Below are 15,569 nucleotides of genomic sequence, written 5' to 3' on the forward strand. Positions count from 1 at the left end.
CTGAGATCCGGGCCTTCGGTTTCAGTAGCGGGGACAGGATTTGAACCTGCGACCTCTGGGTTATGAGCCCAGCGAGCTACCGAGCTGCTCCACCCCGCGTCGGTGAGCACAACAGTACGCGAGGCTTTCGACCAGCGCAAATTCCTTGCCACGAGGCCTCAGCGAGGCCCTCGGAGCGAGCCTCAGGCGGTCAGCTCCTGCTGCAGCGCGTCCCGCAGCCGCCCGGCCCGCTCCGCTACCTCCGCCGGACCGAGCCGCACCGCCTGGGCGCACCACTTCTGCCCCTCGGCCAGGTCGCCCCGACGCGCGTAGAGCAGCGCGAGGCGGAGCGCCGCCCGCCCGTGCCCGGCCTCGGCCGCCCGCGTCCACCACAGCAGCGCCTCCGGCTCGCTGCCCTCCCGCGCGAGCAGCAGGCCGAGGTTGAAGGCGCCGCCAAGACTGCCCGCCTCCGCCGCCGCGCGGTACCAGCGCGCGGCCTCGACCACATCGCCGCGGGCCGCCGCCAGCGTGCCGACGCGCACCTGAGCGCGCCGGTGGCCCAGCTCGGCCGCCCGCTCGTACCACTCCTCGCACTCGCTCTTCTCGCTGACCGCCTCGCCGAGCACCGTGCCGGCGGGCGCGCGCGTCTCGCTCCGGTCGAGCAGCGTGCCCAGGCGGTACGCGCCCTCCGCGCTGCCGCCGCCCGCCGCGCACCGCAGATGGCGCTCGGCCGTCCGCAGATCGCCCTCGCGGATCTTGGCGATGCCGACCTGGAGCGCGGCCTCGGTGTGCCCGGCCTTGGCGGCACGCTCGTACCAGACCAGTGCCGTCTCCTCGTCGTTCCGGCCGGCGTGCAGGATGCCGAGGTTGAACGCGGCGTCCACGCTGCCCGCCTCGGCGGCCTTGGAGAACCACGGCTCGGCGCCCGCGGTGTCGCCGACCTGCAGGAGCAGCACGGCGAGCGCGTTGGCGGCCTCGCGGTGCCCGGCGTACGCGGCGCGGCGGTACCACTGCTCGGCCTGTGCCGTGCGGCCCTGCTCGGCGCAGAGCAGCCCGAGGTTGTACGCACCGTTCACGTCGCCCGCGTCCATCGCCGCGCGGTACCAGCGCTCGGCGGTCTGCGTCTCGCCGCGCTCCGCGTGCAGGGCGCCGAGGGCGTTGGCCGCGTTGCCGTCGCCGTCCTGGGCGGCCTTGAGCCACCACACGGAGGCGTTCTCCTCGTCGCCCGCGTCGCGCAGCAGGAAGCCGAGCGCGCAGGCGGCACGCGGTTCGCCGTCCTTGGCGGACGTGAGGTACCAGCGGCCCGCCTCCTTCAGCTCGCCGCGCTGCTCCAGGATCGCGCCGAGCTGCAGCGCGGCCCGGCGGTGGCCGCGCGCGGCAGCCTGCCGGTACCACTGCTCGATCTCCTCGGCGAGCGTCAACTGTGCCCCGGCCGCGACGTCCTCGACCGGCGCCACGACGCTGTCGTCCGCCGCCGGTCCGTCGAGGGCCGGCTCGTCGATGCCGATCACCACGGACGCCGAGCGCAGCAGCCCGGCGCCGAACACGACGGGCCGGGCCGCGCCGCGCTCGGCCGCGCGCACGGTGTGCCGTCCGGTGTTCGGTCCGCCGGTGACGACGCGGTGCCGGGTGCCGGTGGACGGGCCGCTGCCGGGCGGGAGTTCATCGGCGGCGCGCCGCTCCAGGGCACGGGCCAGGCGGTACGCCGCTTCGCGGTGGCCGCGCTCGGCGGCGGCGCGCATCCAGCGTTCGGCGCCGACGTCGCTGCGGTGCTCCAGGAGGTCCGCGAGTGCGTACGCGCCCAGGACGTGGCCCTGTTCGGCGGACTGGCGCAGCCAGTACTCGGCGGCGGGCTCGTCGCCGCGCTCACGGTGGTGGCGGCCGAGGGCGTGCGCGGCCGGGGCGGATCCGGCGACGGCGGCGATCCGCCACCAGCCGGCGGCCTCGTCGGCGTACCCGCGCTGGTGCAGCAGGACGCCCAGGTTGTTGGCCGCGGCGCGGTCGCCCTCGGCGGTCGCGGCGCGCAGATGGGGCTCCGCGCCGTCGAAGTCTCCTCGGCGGAGCAGCAGGGCGCCGAGCACGCTCATCGAGGCGACGTCGCCGGCCTCGGCGGCAAGCCGATGGCGTGCCTCCTCCGCGACCGAACCGGGGTCGTCCCGGTCGTCGGCCGACTGCATAAGTCGCCCTGTTTCCAACAGAGTTGCCTTGTCCCCCATAACGTCCATCGTCGCACCACCTGCAACCCGGGTACACCTTGTATACCCATGCCAGTGAGGTCACTACAACGTTTTGTCGACATGCCCACAGAGAGATAAGTCAAACACAGATCTCTCAACTCGCCCCGCCCGCCGCACTGGTGACTTCAACACCGCCGGTCAGAGCGGTGCACAGATAGGCCAAAAGGGGCGTGGCGCACGCATGACGAAGGCCCGGATCCTGATTCAGGATCCGGGCCTTCGTCATTCAGTAGCGGGGACAGGATTTGAACCTGCGACCTCTGGGTTATGAGCCCAGCGAGCTACCGAGCTGCTCCACCCCGCGTCGTTGTGTTGCAACCGTACCACGGTGCGGAGGGGCGGCTTGACCGCCGGGGACGGGCTCCCGTCCCCGGCGGCGCCGTCAGCTCTTGTCTCCCGGCTTCTCGCCGCTCTTGTTGCCGGCCTCCTCCTCGCGGGCCTTGGCCTCGGCGTCCGTCGCCTTCTTCAGGGCCTCTTCGAGGTCCTTCTGCGCCTCGCCGTACGCCTGCCAGTCGCCCTTCTTGAGGGCTTCCTCGCCGCGTTCGAGGGCGCCCTGCGCGTCCTCGAGGGCCTGCTGGACCGTCGGGTTGGTGGACGGTGGCTGGTCCGGGCTGGTCGGCGGCTGCTCCGGACTCTCGCCCTCCGCACCGAAGATCGCGTTGAAGGCCTCGCCGAGGGTGTTCTTGAAGACCGTCTCGCGGTTGTACTGGACGCCGACCTTCTTCAGCAGCGGATAGTTGGCGCTGCCGCCCTTCACGTACACCGGCTCGATGTAGAGGAAGCCGTCGTTCATCGGCACCGTGAGCAGGTTGCCGTAGACGATGTCCGAGTCGGTGCCTCTCAAGTTGCGGACGAACTCGGCGACTTCGGGGTCACCGTTGAGCTCGCTCTGCACCTGCTGGGGGCCGGGGACGTCCGACTTCACGTTGAGAACGCTTATCGAGCCGTAGCTCTTGCTGGTGGCGTCGGCGTCGACCGCCATGAACGCTCCCAGGTTGGGCCGCCCGTTGGGGGTGAACGTCGTCGTCAGCGAGAACTTCTGGTTCTTGTCTCCCGGCATTTTCAGGCTCAGGTAGTACGGCGGAACCGCGTTCTTCTCGTTGTTGGTCGGGTCGTTGGGGACCTGCCAGACGTCCGAGCCGCTGTAGAACTGCGAGGGGCTCTGCACGTGGTAGCGGGTCATGAGCTCGCGCTGGACCTTGAACAGGTCCTGCGGGTAGCGCATGTGCTCGCGCAGTTCCGGGGAGATCTCGCTCTTCTTCTTGACCGTGTCCGGGAAGGCGCTCATCCACGTCTTCAGGACCGGGTCCTTCTCGTCCCACTGATAGAGCTTGACCGAGCCGTCGTACGCGTCGACCGTCGCCTTGACCGAGTTGCGGATGTAGTTGACCTGGTTCTCCTGGGCCACCACCGTCCGCTGGTTGTTGGCGGCGGTCAGCGAGTCGGCCGTGGTGTCGCCGAGCGTCGTGCGCGAGGCGTACGGATAGCCGTTGCTCGTCGTGTAGGCGTCGACGATCCACTGGATCTTGCCGTCGACCACCGCCGGGTAGGCGTCGCCGTCGATGGTGAGCCAGGGGGCCACCGCCTCGACGCGCTCCTTGGGCGTGCGGTTGTAGAGGATCCGGGAACCCTCGCCGATGGCGCCCGAGTACAGGATCTGCGGCTCGCTGAACGCGACCGCGTACGCCGCCCTGTTCACCGGGTTGGAGAGGTTGACCCCGCTCTTGCCCTGGTAGCTGGTGGTCTTCTCGCCGTCGGCCTCGTAGTCGAGTTCCTTCTGCGGGCCGCCCACGATCGAGTACTGCTGGGTCTTCTCGCCATAGTAGATCCGCTGCTGGTACTCGCCGAGCTGGCCCTTGGTCGGCAGTCCGGACTCGGTGAAGTCCGGGGAGCCGGCCGGGTCGGCCTTCGGGTCGGTGCTGGTGCCCTTGGCCGTGATCGCGCCGTAGCCGTGGGTGTAGGTGAAGTGGTCGTTGATCCAGTTCCGCTTCGGGATGCCGTCGAGGTCGAGCTCGCGCAGACCGATGACGGTGTCCTGCTCCTTGCCGGCCGCGTCCTTGTAGCGGTCGACGTCGAGCGTGGTCGGGAACTGGTAGTACTTCCGCTGGCGCTGCAGCTGGTCGAAGGTGGGACCGACGACGTTCGGGTCGATCAGGCGGTAACTCGCCTGCGCGTCCGCGTCCTTGCGCAGCTGCTCCTTCGGCATCTGCTCACCGGTCTTGCCCTTGCCCGAGTAGTCGGCGACCTTGGCGCCGTCGATGCCGTACGCCTTGCGGGTCGCCTCGATGTTCTGCTCGATGTACGGCGACTCCTTCTGCTGCTCGTTCGGCTCGACCTGGAACTTCTGGACGATGGCCGGGTAGAGGCCGCCGATCAGGATCGCCGAGAGCACCATCAGGCCGAAGCCGATGACGGGCAGCTGCCAGGTGCGCCGCCAGAGCGTCGCGAAGAACAGCACGGCGCAGATCGCCGCGATGCAGAAGAGGATCGTCTTGGCCGGCAGGTACGCGTTCGCGTCGACGTACCTGAGGCCCGTCCAGTTGCCCGCCGCCTTGAACTCGCTGGACTTGACCGCGAGTCCGTACCGGTCGAGCCAGTACGCCACCGCCTTGAGGGCGACGAAGATGCCGAGCAGCACCGACAGGTGACCCGTCGCCGCGGCCGTGGCACGCGCGCCGGGGCTGGTGACGCGCAGCCCGCCGTACAGGTAGTGCGTGAGGGCGGCGGCGATCAGGCCCAGGACGGCGGCCGCGAAGCCGAAGCCCAACAGGAAGCGGTACCAGGGCAGATCGAAGGCGTAGAACGACACGTCAAGGTCGAACTGCGGGTCCTTCTGACCGAACGGGACACCGTTCACCCACATCAGCCACGTGCGCCACTGGCCCGCGGCCGAGGCGCCGGCGATGAGGCCGACCAGGGCGGTGATCGCGAGGAGGATCCACTTCTTGTACGGAGCGACTCCCATTCGGTACCGGTCGAGGTTCTGCTGCTCCATCGACATGGCGCTGAGCGGCGGGCGCAGGCGGTGCGCCAGCCAGATGTTCACGCCGACCGCCACCGCCATGAGCAGACCGAAGACCGCGAACAGTCCGATCTTGCTCCACAGGGTGGTGGTGAAGACGGAGGAGTACTTGACCGACCGGTACCAGAGCCAGTCCGTCCAGAACCCCGCGAACATGACGAAGAGCATGGCCAGTACGGCCAGGACGCCCAGCGTCAGGAGCAGGGTGCGGACGCGCCGGGAGGGTCGGCCCACTCTCATCCGTGGCCCCGATGGGCCTCCGCCGCGGTCCGGCATCTGGAAAGCCAAGGTGCGCACCTCGAAGTTCGCTGTTGGTCGCTGCTGTTGAGCTGCTGACGAGCTGTTGTCTGGGGGCTCAGCGATCGTAGAGCCCATTGATGCAACTTACTGAAGCTTTACTCAGTTCCCGATCTCGGGCATGAACCAGGCAGGATATTGCTCATGCCCAACCAGACCCCCTCCGGACCCCCGATGGCCGCGAGCCCGCTGACCCGCGCCGTGCTCGAGATCGACGACTACGTCGCCGGCATCGGCTGGGACCAGCCCGCCCGTCTTTTCGCCCTCGTCGACACCGCTCAGCTGCGCAGCCAGGAGCCCGGCCTCGCCGACCGCCTCGGCCTCGGCGACGAGCAGCCCGCCGGCACCCTCACCCCCATCGAGCAGGAGGAGCTGCCCAAGGGCAGCCCGCTCGACGAGTTCCTCGGCACCATCGCCTGGCCCGACGCGGTGGCCGGCTGCGCGCTCTCCGTGGAGCGGCTGATGCTGCCGCCGTCCGCGGAGACCTCGGTCCCGAAGGGCCTGAGCGAGGCCGAGTTGACCAAGTGGGTGGCCGAGCACCCGGACCGCCAGGAGGTCCGGATGACGGTCGCCGTGCTGCGCGACGGCGCGCGTGAGTCGGCGCTGCGGCTGCGCGAGAAGGACTCCCCGACCGAGGTCCTCACCGGCTCGGACCTGGTGCCGGGCCTGGCGGACGCGCTGGCGGCGACGTTCGCGGAGTAACCGTTGCTGTTGCCGTTGCCGCTGCCGCTGCTGCCGTAGTCACGGCTGTGGCTGCGGCTGTACGCCAGTGGGGGCGCCCTCTTCGCCGAGGGCGCCCCCACTTCGCTTGTCGTCTACTTCGCGGCCGTGCAGCTCGGGAGGCTGCCGGTCCGGCCCGCGCGGATGTCCTTCAGGGACTCCACGGCGTCGTCGATCTTCTTGACCTTCACGAGCGTGAGGCCCGCGGGGATGTCCTTCGCTGCGGAGGCGCAGTTCTCGGCAGGGGTCAGGAAGTACTCGGCGCCGCGGTCGCGCGCACCCACCGTCTTCATCTCGATGCCGCCGATCGGGCCGACCTCGCCGGTCTCGGTGATCGTGCCGGTGCCGGCGACGAACTTGCCGCCCGTGAGGTCCTCCGGCGTCAGCTTGTCCACCAGGCCGAGCGCGAACATCAGGCCCGCGCTGGGACCGCCGACGTCGGCCAACTTGATGTCGATGTTGAACGGGAAGGTGTGGTCCGTACCCGCCTCGATGCCGACGATCGCGTGCTTGTCGCCCTTCTTCGGGTCGGCGGCCGCGGTCGCGACGGTGATCCGCTCGGTGCTCGTGGGCTCCTTGCCGGCCTTCTCCGCGGCGGCCGCCTCCTTGGCCGGGACGACGGTGAAGACGACCTTCTCACCCGCCTTGTGCTGGGTGACGAGCTTCGCGACGTCGGACGGCTGCTTCACCGCGGTGCCGTCGACGGCCCTGATCACATCGCCCGCGTGCAGCTTGCCCTCGGCCGGCTTCGCCTTCACGACGGTGGAGACGACGACCCGGGTCTGCACGGGGATGTCCAGCTGCTTCAGGGCGGCGACCTTGGCGCTCTCCTGGGACTGGCTGAACTCCTCGGCGTTCTCCTGGCTGGACTGCTCCTCGGTCTTGCCGTCCGGGTAGAGCGTGTCGTGCGGCACCACGATGTTGTCGTGGCCCAGCCATCCGTAGACCGCCTGGAACAGGTTCATGTTGTAGTCGGCGCTGGTGACGCGGACCGTCGTCATGTTCAGGTGCCCGGTCGTCGGGTACGTCTTGTGGCCGCTGATCTGCAGAACCGGTTCGCCGCCGTGGTCCCCGAGCGTGTTCACCGTCGGTCCCGGAGTCATCTCCGAGTACGGGACCTTGATGAGGACTCCCGCGCACAGAAGCGCGATCAGCATCAGGGTGGAAGCGAGCATCGTCGCGGTGCGGCGTGGCATGGAACGACAGTACGGGACAGGTCTGTCAGTGCACCGCCGGGGCCGGTCCGTACGAGCCCGGACCCGGTGCGACGCCGCAGTTCAGGAGACTCGGGCGGGGTCCGAACCGGAACCTGCGCGCTGCATCCGCGACGGCTCCGCGGCGGCCGCGTCCGACAGGGCGGGCCGGCCTTCGTCGGAGTCCTCGGCGGCTGTGCCGTCCTCCGTCTTCTCCATGGCGGCGCGGAACTTCGCGTACCCCGCGAGCTCCGTGCCGTCGCCGGTCCGGCGGTTGCGGGCAGCCCAACTGCCCCACATTCCCGCACAGATCGCAGACATAAGCGGAATCAGCAACCACGCAAGCGCCGCCATGCCGACCTCCCGACCCCATGAGCGACCTCAACCGACTGATCAGCAGATTAACCATCTGCATGGTCAACGCTCGCCTCAGGGGTGCGGTTACGCAACCGGAGCCACAACGTCCACACCTGTGCGTGCAAGGCTCCACACCGTCGACCACGTACGACTCACCGAACCGGACGAGTCCGGTGAGGGCCGACCGGGGGACGCGGGCGGCTCCGGCAGGAGCGCACGGAGCCGCACAAGGCCGCGCGGAGCCGGCTAGCAGGCTCCGACCCACTCCTCCGTGCCGTCCGAGAAGCGCTGGTGCTTCCAGATCGGCACTTCGTGCTTCAGGTCGTCGATCAGCTTGCGGCAGGCCGCGAACGCCTCCGCGCGGTGCGGGCAGGAGACGGCGACGACCACGGCGAGATCGCCCACCGCCAGATCGCCGACGCGATGCACCGCGGCAAGGGCGCGCACCGGGAAGTCGGCGACGACCTTGTCGGCCACGCGCCGCATCTCGGCCTCGGCGGTGGGGTGGCAGGAGTACCCGAGCGCGTCCACGTCCGCCCCGCCGTCGTGGTTGCGCACCGTGCCCACGAACAGGGCCGTGCCGCCCGCCGTGGGGTCGCCCACGGCCGCGAAGACCTCGTCGAGCGAGAGCGGGGCGTCCCTGATCGCGAGCAGGCGGATCGGGTCCGCCTGCGGGTCCGCCGGGGCGCGGTCGAGGTCGTGCGAAGCGCCGGCCGGGGCCTGTGCCGCCTGCTCACCGGGGTGATCGTTCCGTGCTGCCATACCGTCCATCGTGCCCCACGGCACCGACATCCGGAATAGCGGTTTCGACCGGTCGTACGGCCCTGCCCTCGGAGGGAACTACAGAAGTGCAGGCCGTTCCGCCCCGCATGAACCGCCTCTTCCGGCCGGCCGGAACCGCCACACCGCGCGGTGCCCGTCGTACGCCGTCAGATGCCGCGCCTCCGTCGCGCCCTGCGGACGACCGCTGCCGCACCGAGCAGAGCCACCGTCGCGCCCGCCGCACCCGCGGCCGTCGCGTCCTTGCGGCCGAGCCTGCGGCCCGCCACCGTGTGCCGCCCGGAGACCTCCTCCAGGAGCTCGGCGAGGACCTCTTCGTTCGTCCACTGCGGACGCCAGCCCGCGTCGTGCAGACCGGTGCCGCTGACCACCCACGGGTACATCGTGTACGCGAGGTCGCCCGCAGGGGACGGTGTGAGCCCGATGCGGTGCAGTCGCGCGGCAGCGCCCAGAGCGACCGTCGACGGCAGCTCCATGCGGCGGATCCCGCTGAGCTCCTCGACCTCCTCCTGCTCCAGCCACCCGTCACAGCCGACGGCGAGCTCTCCCTCGGCCTTCTCCAGTACGGCGTACTCCAGCGCGCTGCACAGGTCCTCGACGTGACAGAACTGCCAGACAGGACGCGAACCCGCCACTACGAGAAGGCGGGGCGATTCGAAGTAGCGCGTGAGAGCCGTGTCCGTACCGCCCACCAGCACGGCAGGGCGCAGCACCGTCACATTGAGCCCGGGGTGGGCGCGCGGCGCACGGCGCGCGAGGCGCTCGATCTCCAGGAGGTCGCCGACCCCGGTCGCCTCTGCGGTGGCGCGCAACTCGGCGTCCTCCGACAGCGGCAGGTCGTTGTCCTCCAGAGCGCCGTAGACCATCGCCGACGTGCACAGCACGACCCGGTGGACGCCCGCCGCGGCCGCCGCCGTGAGCACCGTCTGCGTGCCCCGCACGTTGTACGCGGTGCGGGCCGCGGAGTCGGACTCCAGGTCGAGGTCGAGCGCCAGGTGCACGACGACGTCCACGCCGCGCAGCTTCTCCGCGATGGCCGGGTCACGGACGTCGAGGATGTGCCACTGCGCCGCTGCACACTCGCCGCGCCGCTCGTCGATGGCCACGACCTGCTTGATCTCGTCCGAGGCCGCGAGGCGCTCGGCGAGCAGCGCACCGATGCCCGATGCGGCTCCGGTCACCGCGACGACGGGGCCGCGGGCCGCGGCCGGGGTTGAGCGGTTTCGCGCTGCGCGAACCTGCGGATCTGGGGAACTCACCAGGCGTCTCCAGCGGTTGTCTTCAGTACGCGCGCGGTTGACGCGTTCGTACCAGGTGGCATCCATCCTGCCGCAGCCCGGAACACTGCGGAGCACCGAGCCCGGAAGCTGTGTCGGTGTCTACGCTGGATGGCAAAGTCGGGCAACGCCGTCGGCACCGAGTCGGCGGCCCAACGAGCCGAGGATTCCCGTGAGTGACACCCCATTCGGATTCGGCCTTCCGCCGGAGGAGCCGGAGAACGGCGACGAGGGCAAGAAGAAGGACCAGCAGGGCGGTGGTGGCCAGGGCGGCGCGGCGAACCCGTTCGGCTTCGGCGGCTTCCCCGGCGCCGGCGCCCCGGGCGGCGGCGACAACCCCTTCGCCGCCATGTTCGGGAACATGAACCCGAACGACCTGGGCGCGGCCTTCCAGCAGCTCGGCCAGATGCTGTCGTACGAGGGCGGCCCGGTGAACTGGGACATGGCCAAGCAGATCGCCCGCCAGACGGTCTCCCAGGGCACCGCGGACGGCACGAAGGACGCGAGCGTCGGCCCCGCGGACCGCAGCGCCGTCGAGGAGGCCGTGCGCCTGGCCGACCTGTGGCTGGACGGCGTGACGTCGCTGCCGTCCGGTGCGAGCACGGCCGTGGCCTGGTCCCGCGCGGAGTGGGTCGAGGCGACGCTTCCGGTGTGGCAGGAGCTGGTCGACCCGGTCGCCGAGCGCGTCGGCACGGCGATGGGCGACGTTCTGCCCGAGGAGATGCAGGCCATGGCGGGCCCGCTGATCGGCATGATGCGCTCCATGGGCGGCGCCATGTTCGGGCAGCAGATCGGGCAGGCCGTCGGCGCGCTCGCGGGCGAGGTCGTCGGCTCCAGTGACGTCGGCCTTCCGCTCGGCCCGGCCGGCAAGGCGGCGCTGCTCCCGCTGAACATCGAGGCGTTCGGCAAGGACCTGAGCGTCGACCTGAACGAGGTGCGGCTGTACCTCGCCCTGCGCGAGGCCGCCCACCAGCGCCTCTTCGCGCACGTGCCGTGGCTGCGCTCGCATCTGTTCGGCGCCGTCGAGGGGTACGCGCGCGGCATCAAGGTCGACACCTCCAAGCTGGAGGACGTGGTCGGCCAGTTCGACCCGCAGAACCCCGAGGAGATCCAGCAGGCGCTCCAGCAGGGCATGTTCCAGCCCGAGGACACACCGGAGCAGAAGACCGCGCTCGCGCGTCTGGAGACGGCGCTGGCACTCGTCGAGGGCTGGGTCGACGCCGTGGTGCACGAGGCCGCCAAGGACCGGCTCTCGTCCGCCGCCGCGCTGCGCGAGACGCTGCGCCGCCGCCGCGCCTCGGGCGGGCCCGCGGAGCAGACCTTCGCCACCCTGATCGGCCTGGAGCTGCGGCCGCGCCGCCTGCGGGACGCCTCGCGCCTGTGGGCGTCGCTCACCGACGCGCGCGGTGTGGACGGCCGGGACGGCCTGTGGGAGCACCCGGACATGCTGCCGACGGCCGAGGACCTGGACGACCCGGACGGCTTCGTGCACCGCGAGCAGTTGGACTTCTCCGAGCTGGACAAGATGCTCGGCGAGGCCGCGAGCGGCTCTTCCGGCGCCAAGCCCGACCTGAAGAAGGACGCCGAGGGCGAGCAGGCCGAGGGCGACGAGAGCGGCGAGGGCGACAGCGAGAAGTGAGCCTCCACGACGACGCGACCCTCGTGCTCAAGGAGTACGAACAGGGCGGCGAGCAGGGCGAGTTGCGCGCCGCCTACCTCGATCACCTGGCGGCGCACCAGGACGGCATGTGGAAGGCCTGCGAGGCGGGGCACATCACGGCGAGCGCGCTCGTCGTGGACCCGTCCCGCGGCCGTGTCCTGCTGACGCTGCACAAGAAGCTACGGATGTGGCTGCAGATGGGCGGGCACTGTGAGCCGGGCGATGCGACGCTCGCTGCGGCCGCCCTGCGCGAGGCCACCGAGGAGTCGGGCATCGCCGGGCTCACGCTGCTCCCCGGCGGCCCGGTCAAGCTGGACCGGCACCCGATCCCGGCGCCCTGCAACTGGCATCTCGACGTGCAGTACGCCGCGTTGGCCCCGGCGGGCGCGGTGGAGGCGATCAGCGACGAGTCCCTGGACGTGCGCTGGTTCGCGTACGACGAAGTGGCGGGCGTGGCCGATGAATCGGTCGTGCAGCTTCTGGAGGCGACGCGCGCGGCACTCTGAGAGCAAGGCATGTGTAAGGGGCGGTCACCACAATGACCGCCCCTTACACATGCTCTCAACAGGTGGGCGTTTCAACCCTGTTGGCGACTACTCCCAGGCGTTGCCGCGGTTCTGACCGCGGGCGCCCTGCTGGCCCATGCCGTACTGCGCGGCGATACCGCTGCCGATCACGGCGTTCTGCGGCGGCAGCAGCTCGCTGGGCTGGACGAGCGCGAAGCCCGTGCCCATGAAGCTGAGCTCCCAGCCCTCACCCGTGTTGCCGCGGCGGCGGCGCACACCGGAGGAATGCGTCTGCGCCTGCATCTGCACCCGCAGGGAGTTGGACCAGGCGACGACCGCGTCCGCGTCGACGTTGACGTACTTCTCCGGCGTGACCTGGAGCATCAGCGGCTGGCCCGACGTCATCAGGGCGACCTTGCCGCTGCCCGTGATGTTCAGCTGGTACTTGCCGGAGCCGGAGATGCCGAACTGGCTGTCCACAGCGATGACTTCGGTGTGCAGCTGGGAGTCGAGCGCGAGGACGTAGCTGCTGTCCACGGTCAGGCCCTGCTGGTCGACGTCGACGATGTGGATGTACTGCGCGAGGTTGGCCAGGTAGACCGTGCCCTGCCCGGAGCAGCGCATCAGGTCGAGGCCCTCGCCGGTGTTGGCGCGGGCGCGGCGCTGCCCCTGCGACTGGTACTCGCCGTCGAACTCCATGAGGCCCTGGTAGGCCACCATGGCGCCCTTGCGGGCGAGGACGTCGTCGTGGCCCTCCAGGGCGACCCGCAGCATCTGCGGGTTCTGGATGGCGTAGCGATCCTGGGTCTGCTGCTCTTGGTGAGCGAAAAGCGGGCTGTGCATGATGTGTTCGCTCCCCCTAGCCCCGGATCCGGAGACGGTCGCTGCTGTCCTCACTGGGCTGTACGACGACGATGCCCTGGCCCGAGAAGGCCATCTGGTACGCCTCGCCGCTGCCTCGGCCGATCATCGAGGAGGCCTTGAAGCTGCGCTTTCCCTTCACCTTGAGGTTCGGGGACCAGGCCACCAGAGCGTCCGGGTCGACGTACGTCTCGTCCTCGCCGCTGCCGCAGTCGACGACGATCGGGGCGCCGCGCGAGGTCAGCGCGACCCAGCCCTGGCCACCGAGCTTCACGTTCCACAGGCCCTGGCCGGCGAACTTGGCGAGCCCCTTGACGCGTTCGACGCCCCACTGGAGGCTCGCGTCGAAGGCGAGCAAGTTGGTGCCGTTGACGGAGAGGCCCTCGCCGTTGAGGTTGATGACGACGACGTCCGCGCCGTAGTCGGCAAGGTAGAGCATGCCGTCGCCGCTGGCCTTCATCAGCGGGGTGCCCTCACCGGTGATCCACTGGCCGGCGATCTGCCGCACGGCCGGCGGGTTCGGCTCGTACTGGACGAAACCCTCGTACGCGACCATCGAGCCGGTACGCGCGAAGACGTCCTGTCCGCTCTGCATGGCGATCTTCACCATGCTGCGGCCGTGATTCTCCATCCGGGCCGCGACGGGAGTCGGGGCGAAGCCCGCGAGCTGCTGGTTCATTGACTTCGCTCCCCTTAGATCTCGTAGGGCTGGACGATGACGAAGTTACTGCCGGGCGCACCGCGGAACTGGAGGTTCACGGTCTCGCCGCTGTGGCCGGGGAAGGCCTGGCGGCGCAGCCGCACCTGGCTGGAGATGATCACCTGCGCGGTGGCGGACCAGGCCACGACGGAGTTGGCGTCCACGAACGTCGTCGGCGTGACCGGCAGCATCACGGGGGTGCCCTTGGTCTTCACGATGACCGTGCCGGTGCCCTGGAAGTGCATCGTGAACAGCGCGCCGCCGGGGATGCCGTGGCCCTCGATCCTACGGACCTCGTGCTGCAGCGACTCGTCGTACGCCAGCACGTTCTCCGCCGAGACGCAGATCGCGTCGCCCTGGAGCTCGACCGGGTGCAGGTGTGCCTCGTTCTCGGCGAGGAAGACCTGGCCGCGGCCGCTGCAGCGCATCAGCTGCATCTCCTGGCCGGTGGCGTTGCCGACGATACGGCCGGCGAAACCGGCGCCCTTGTAGCTGAAGTCGACCTTGCCCTGGTACAGCACCATGCTGCCCTGGCGGGCGAGAACCGGCTGGCCGTCCGCACCGAGGTCGACGCGGACCATCTGCTCGTTCTGCTGCGTCCAGCGCTGGCCGGTGGGCGCTTCGCGGTACTTCTGCAGCGCGCCGGCGACACCGGCGGGAGCGGCACCCTGCGGCGCACCCTGAGGCTGGCCGTACGGGGCGGGGGCGCCGGGCTGCTGACCGGGGAATCCGGCGGGCGGCTGCTGGCCGTAGCCGGGCGGCATCTGCCCCGGGGCCTGGCCGGGCATCTGGCCCGGAGCCTGACCCGGCATCTGGCCAGGGGCCTGGCCGAACTGCGGCTGCTGGGGCGCCTGCGGCGCGGCGGCGGGCTGGCCCGGCTGCCCGTACCCGGGCGGCATGGGCGGGGTCTGGCCGGGCGCGGGCGCGAGGGGCGCGGCGATGGTCGGCTGCGCGTGCACATCGGGCTGCGCCGGGGGCGGCGTGGCTCCACCGGGCGGCGGCGCGAATCCCTGCGCGGGCTGCGGCGCCTGGGGGGCCTGCGGGACGGGCTCGGGAGCCGGAGCGGGGGCGCCCGGCGCACCGAAGGACGGGGCCGGCGCGGGGGCGGGCGCGGGCTCGGCCTGGGCGGGCGCACCGAACGACGGTGCGGGTGCCGCTCCGCCGGGCGGCGGGGCGAAGCCGGGGGCTGCGCCGCCCCGCGGCTGAGGCGCGGCGGCCGGCTGCTCCTCCTCGGCGACCTCGCCGCCGAAGTTCTTGAGCAGCGCCTCGAGGCCGCCGTCGAAGCCCTGGCCCACGGCGGCGAACCGCCAGACGTCCTTGAGGTAGAAGTCGCCCAGCATCACGGCGCGCTCGGTGCTGAACTCCGAGCCGTCGAACGCGTACCGCGCGACCTCTTCGCCGCCCGCGACGATCCGGATGTAACCCGGCGCGACCTGCGACATCTGGCCGGCGCCGTCGATCGTCGCCGTGAAGGACAGCTTCTGGATCTGCGGCGGAATCCGGTCGAGCGTGACGCGGAAGGACTCCGTGTCCCCGGCCTGGGTGCCGAGGAGCTGAATGGACTCCTCCGGCGACTTCGGCTGGTTGAAGAACACGAAATAACGGTCGTCCGAGAGCTGTTCGTTGGCATCGAGGCCGAAGCAGCTGATGTCGAACGTGAGACCCGGGCCGTTGATCTGCACGCCTACGTACAGATCGGTGCCCTGGGTCAGGTCACTGATCTTGGCCTTGTGGCCGCGTTGAAATTCCCTGGCCATGCGTAACGACCGTCCCCCATCCCGAATGTGAATGCGTCGCGCCAGGCTAACCGCTAACTCTGACAACGAGCGAAGCCGGGACGCACCCGGTACAGAATCGCTGCCCGAGGCGTCACAGTGCGCTCACAGGTGTTACACAAAGAGCGCGTGCCGACCGTTGCCCTGGCTGTTCCCAGCAGCGAAAACCGGAGGTCGGAAGCGTTCTCGGCCTCTGAGCCGCTCA

The 15,569-nt window shown here is 70.5% G+C and carries 12 protein-coding genes and 2 tRNA genes; 3 read left to right on the plus strand and 11 right to left on the minus strand.

The genetic code is table 11. The features are described 5' to 3' along the window. Positions 1–25: 25 nt before the first annotated feature. The 4 genes from QIS96_RS28345 to QIS96_RS28360 all read right to left on the minus strand — a co-directional run bounded on the left by QIS96_RS28345 (position 26) and on the right by QIS96_RS28360 (position 5,514). Positions 26–99, minus strand: a tRNA-Met gene (locus QIS96_RS28345). Between the two features lie 83 nt (positions 100–182). Further along, complete coding sequence (locus tag QIS96_RS28350) at positions 183–2,204, minus strand: tetratricopeptide repeat protein (RefSeq protein WP_282545625.1); 2,022 nt, start codon at positions 2,202–2,204, stop codon at positions 183–185. Between the two features lie 242 nt (positions 2,205–2,446). Next, a tRNA-Met gene (locus QIS96_RS28355) sits at positions 2,447–2,520 on the minus strand. A gap of 78 nt (positions 2,521–2,598) precedes the next feature. After that, positions 2,599–5,514 (minus strand): UPF0182 family membrane protein, encoded by a 2,916-nt coding sequence (locus tag QIS96_RS28360; protein ID WP_282545697.1) that lies wholly within the window; start codon positions 5,512–5,514, stop codon positions 2,599–2,601. 165 nt (positions 5,515–5,679) lie between these two features. Between QIS96_RS28360 and QIS96_RS28365 the strand changes: the two genes are divergently transcribed. Then, positions 5,680–6,237 (plus strand): PPA1309 family protein, encoded by a 558-nt coding sequence (locus tag QIS96_RS28365; protein ID WP_282545626.1) that lies wholly within the window; start codon positions 5,680–5,682, stop codon positions 6,235–6,237. 113 nt (positions 6,238–6,350) lie between these two features. Here the strand turns inward: QIS96_RS28365 and QIS96_RS28370 are convergent, their stop codons facing one another. From QIS96_RS28370 to QIS96_RS28385, 4 genes are all read right to left on the minus strand, one after another. Continuing rightward, positions 6,351–7,451: a YlbL family protein gene (locus QIS96_RS28370; protein WP_282545627.1), complete on the minus strand. Its 1,101-nt coding sequence runs from the start codon at positions 7,449–7,451 to the stop codon at positions 6,351–6,353. A gap of 81 nt (positions 7,452–7,532) precedes the next feature. After that, positions 7,533–7,769 (minus strand): hypothetical protein, encoded by a 237-nt coding sequence (locus QIS96_RS28375; RefSeq protein WP_282545628.1) that lies wholly within the window; start codon positions 7,767–7,769, stop codon positions 7,533–7,535. 282 nt (positions 7,770–8,051) lie between these two features. After that, the gene (locus QIS96_RS28380; RefSeq protein ID WP_282545629.1) at positions 8,052–8,567 is read right to left on the minus strand and encodes a molybdenum cofactor biosynthesis protein MoaE; all 516 of its coding nucleotides are present in this window, start codon (positions 8,565–8,567) and stop codon (positions 8,052–8,054) included. Positions 8,568–8,734: 167 nt separating this feature from the next. Next, the gene (locus tag QIS96_RS28385; RefSeq protein ID WP_282545630.1) at positions 8,735–9,844 is read right to left on the minus strand and encodes an SDR family oxidoreductase; all 1,110 of its coding nucleotides are present in this window, start codon (positions 9,842–9,844) and stop codon (positions 8,735–8,737) included. A 190-nt stretch (positions 9,845–10,034) separates the two neighbouring features. Between QIS96_RS28385 and QIS96_RS28390 the strand changes: the two genes are divergently transcribed. Both QIS96_RS28390 and QIS96_RS28395 read left to right on the plus strand, forming a co-directional pair. After that, positions 10,035–11,501: a zinc-dependent metalloprotease gene (locus tag QIS96_RS28390; protein WP_282545631.1), complete on the plus strand. Its 1,467-nt coding sequence runs from the start codon at positions 10,035–10,037 to the stop codon at positions 11,499–11,501. Next, positions 11,498–12,028, plus strand: a complete 531-nt coding sequence (locus QIS96_RS28395; RefSeq protein WP_282545632.1) for an NUDIX hydrolase — start codon at positions 11,498–11,500, stop codon at positions 12,026–12,028. The genes QIS96_RS28390 and QIS96_RS28395 overlap by 4 nt, the downstream gene beginning before the upstream one ends. 87 nt (positions 12,029–12,115) lie before the next feature. Here QIS96_RS28395 and QIS96_RS28400 read toward each other — a convergent pair whose 3' ends face one another. Genes QIS96_RS28400 through QIS96_RS28410 form a run of 3 tightly spaced genes read right to left on the minus strand, consistent with a single transcriptional unit; the run spans position 12,116 to position 15,346 of the window. Then, a complete protein-coding gene (locus QIS96_RS28400; RefSeq protein ID WP_282545633.1) occupies positions 12,116–12,871 on the minus strand; it encodes an AIM24 family protein in 756 nt (251 codons plus the stop codon). A gap of 16 nt (positions 12,872–12,887) precedes the next feature. Then, on the minus strand, positions 12,888–13,568 hold the full coding sequence (locus QIS96_RS28405) for an AIM24 family protein (protein WP_282545634.1): 681 nt from the start codon (positions 13,566–13,568) through the stop codon (positions 12,888–12,890). A 14-nt stretch (positions 13,569–13,582) separates the two neighbouring features. After that, a complete protein-coding gene (locus QIS96_RS28410; protein WP_282545635.1) occupies positions 13,583–15,346 on the minus strand; it encodes a TerD family protein in 1,764 nt (587 codons plus the stop codon). Positions 15,347–15,569: the final 223 nt, after the last annotated feature.

The organism is Streptomyces cavernicola (genome assembly GCF_029968035.1).
In the GTDB taxonomy this organism is placed as follows: domain Bacteria; phylum Actinomycetota; class Actinomycetes; order Streptomycetales; family Streptomycetaceae; genus Streptomyces; species Streptomyces cavernicola.

Excerpts from the sequence above, each read along its gene's own strand:
- QIS96_RS28360 (WP_282545697.1), bottom strand. The coding sequence starts at position 5,514 with ATGCCGGACCGCGGCGGAGGCCCATCGGGGCCACGGATGAGAGTGGGC.
- QIS96_RS28370 (WP_282545627.1), bottom strand. The coding sequence starts at position 7,451 with ATGCCACGCCGCACCGCGACGATGCTCGCTTCCACCCTGATGCTGATC.
- QIS96_RS28380 (WP_282545629.1), bottom strand. The coding sequence starts at position 8,567 with ATGGCAGCACGGAACGATCACCCCGGTGAGCAGGCGGCACAGGCCCCG.
- QIS96_RS28400 (WP_282545633.1), bottom strand. The coding sequence starts at position 12,871 with ATGCACAGCCCGCTTTTCGCTCACCAAGAGCAGCAGACCCAGGATCGC.
- QIS96_RS28410 (WP_282545635.1), bottom strand. The coding sequence starts at position 15,346 with ATGGCCAGGGAATTTCAACGCGGCCACAAGGCCAAGATCAGTGACCTG.
- QIS96_RS28405 (WP_282545634.1), bottom strand. The coding sequence starts at position 13,568 with ATGAACCAGCAGCTCGCGGGCTTCGCCCCGACTCCCGTCGCGGCCCGG.
- QIS96_RS28350 (WP_282545625.1), bottom strand. The coding sequence starts at position 2,204 with ATGGACGTTATGGGGGACAAGGCAACTCTGTTGGAAACAGGGCGACTT.
- QIS96_RS28375 (WP_282545628.1), bottom strand. The coding sequence starts at position 7,769 with ATGTCTGCGATCTGTGCGGGAATGTGGGGCAGTTGGGCTGCCCGCAAC.
- QIS96_RS28365 (WP_282545626.1), top strand. The coding sequence starts at position 5,680 with ATGCCCAACCAGACCCCCTCCGGACCCCCGATGGCCGCGAGCCCGCTG.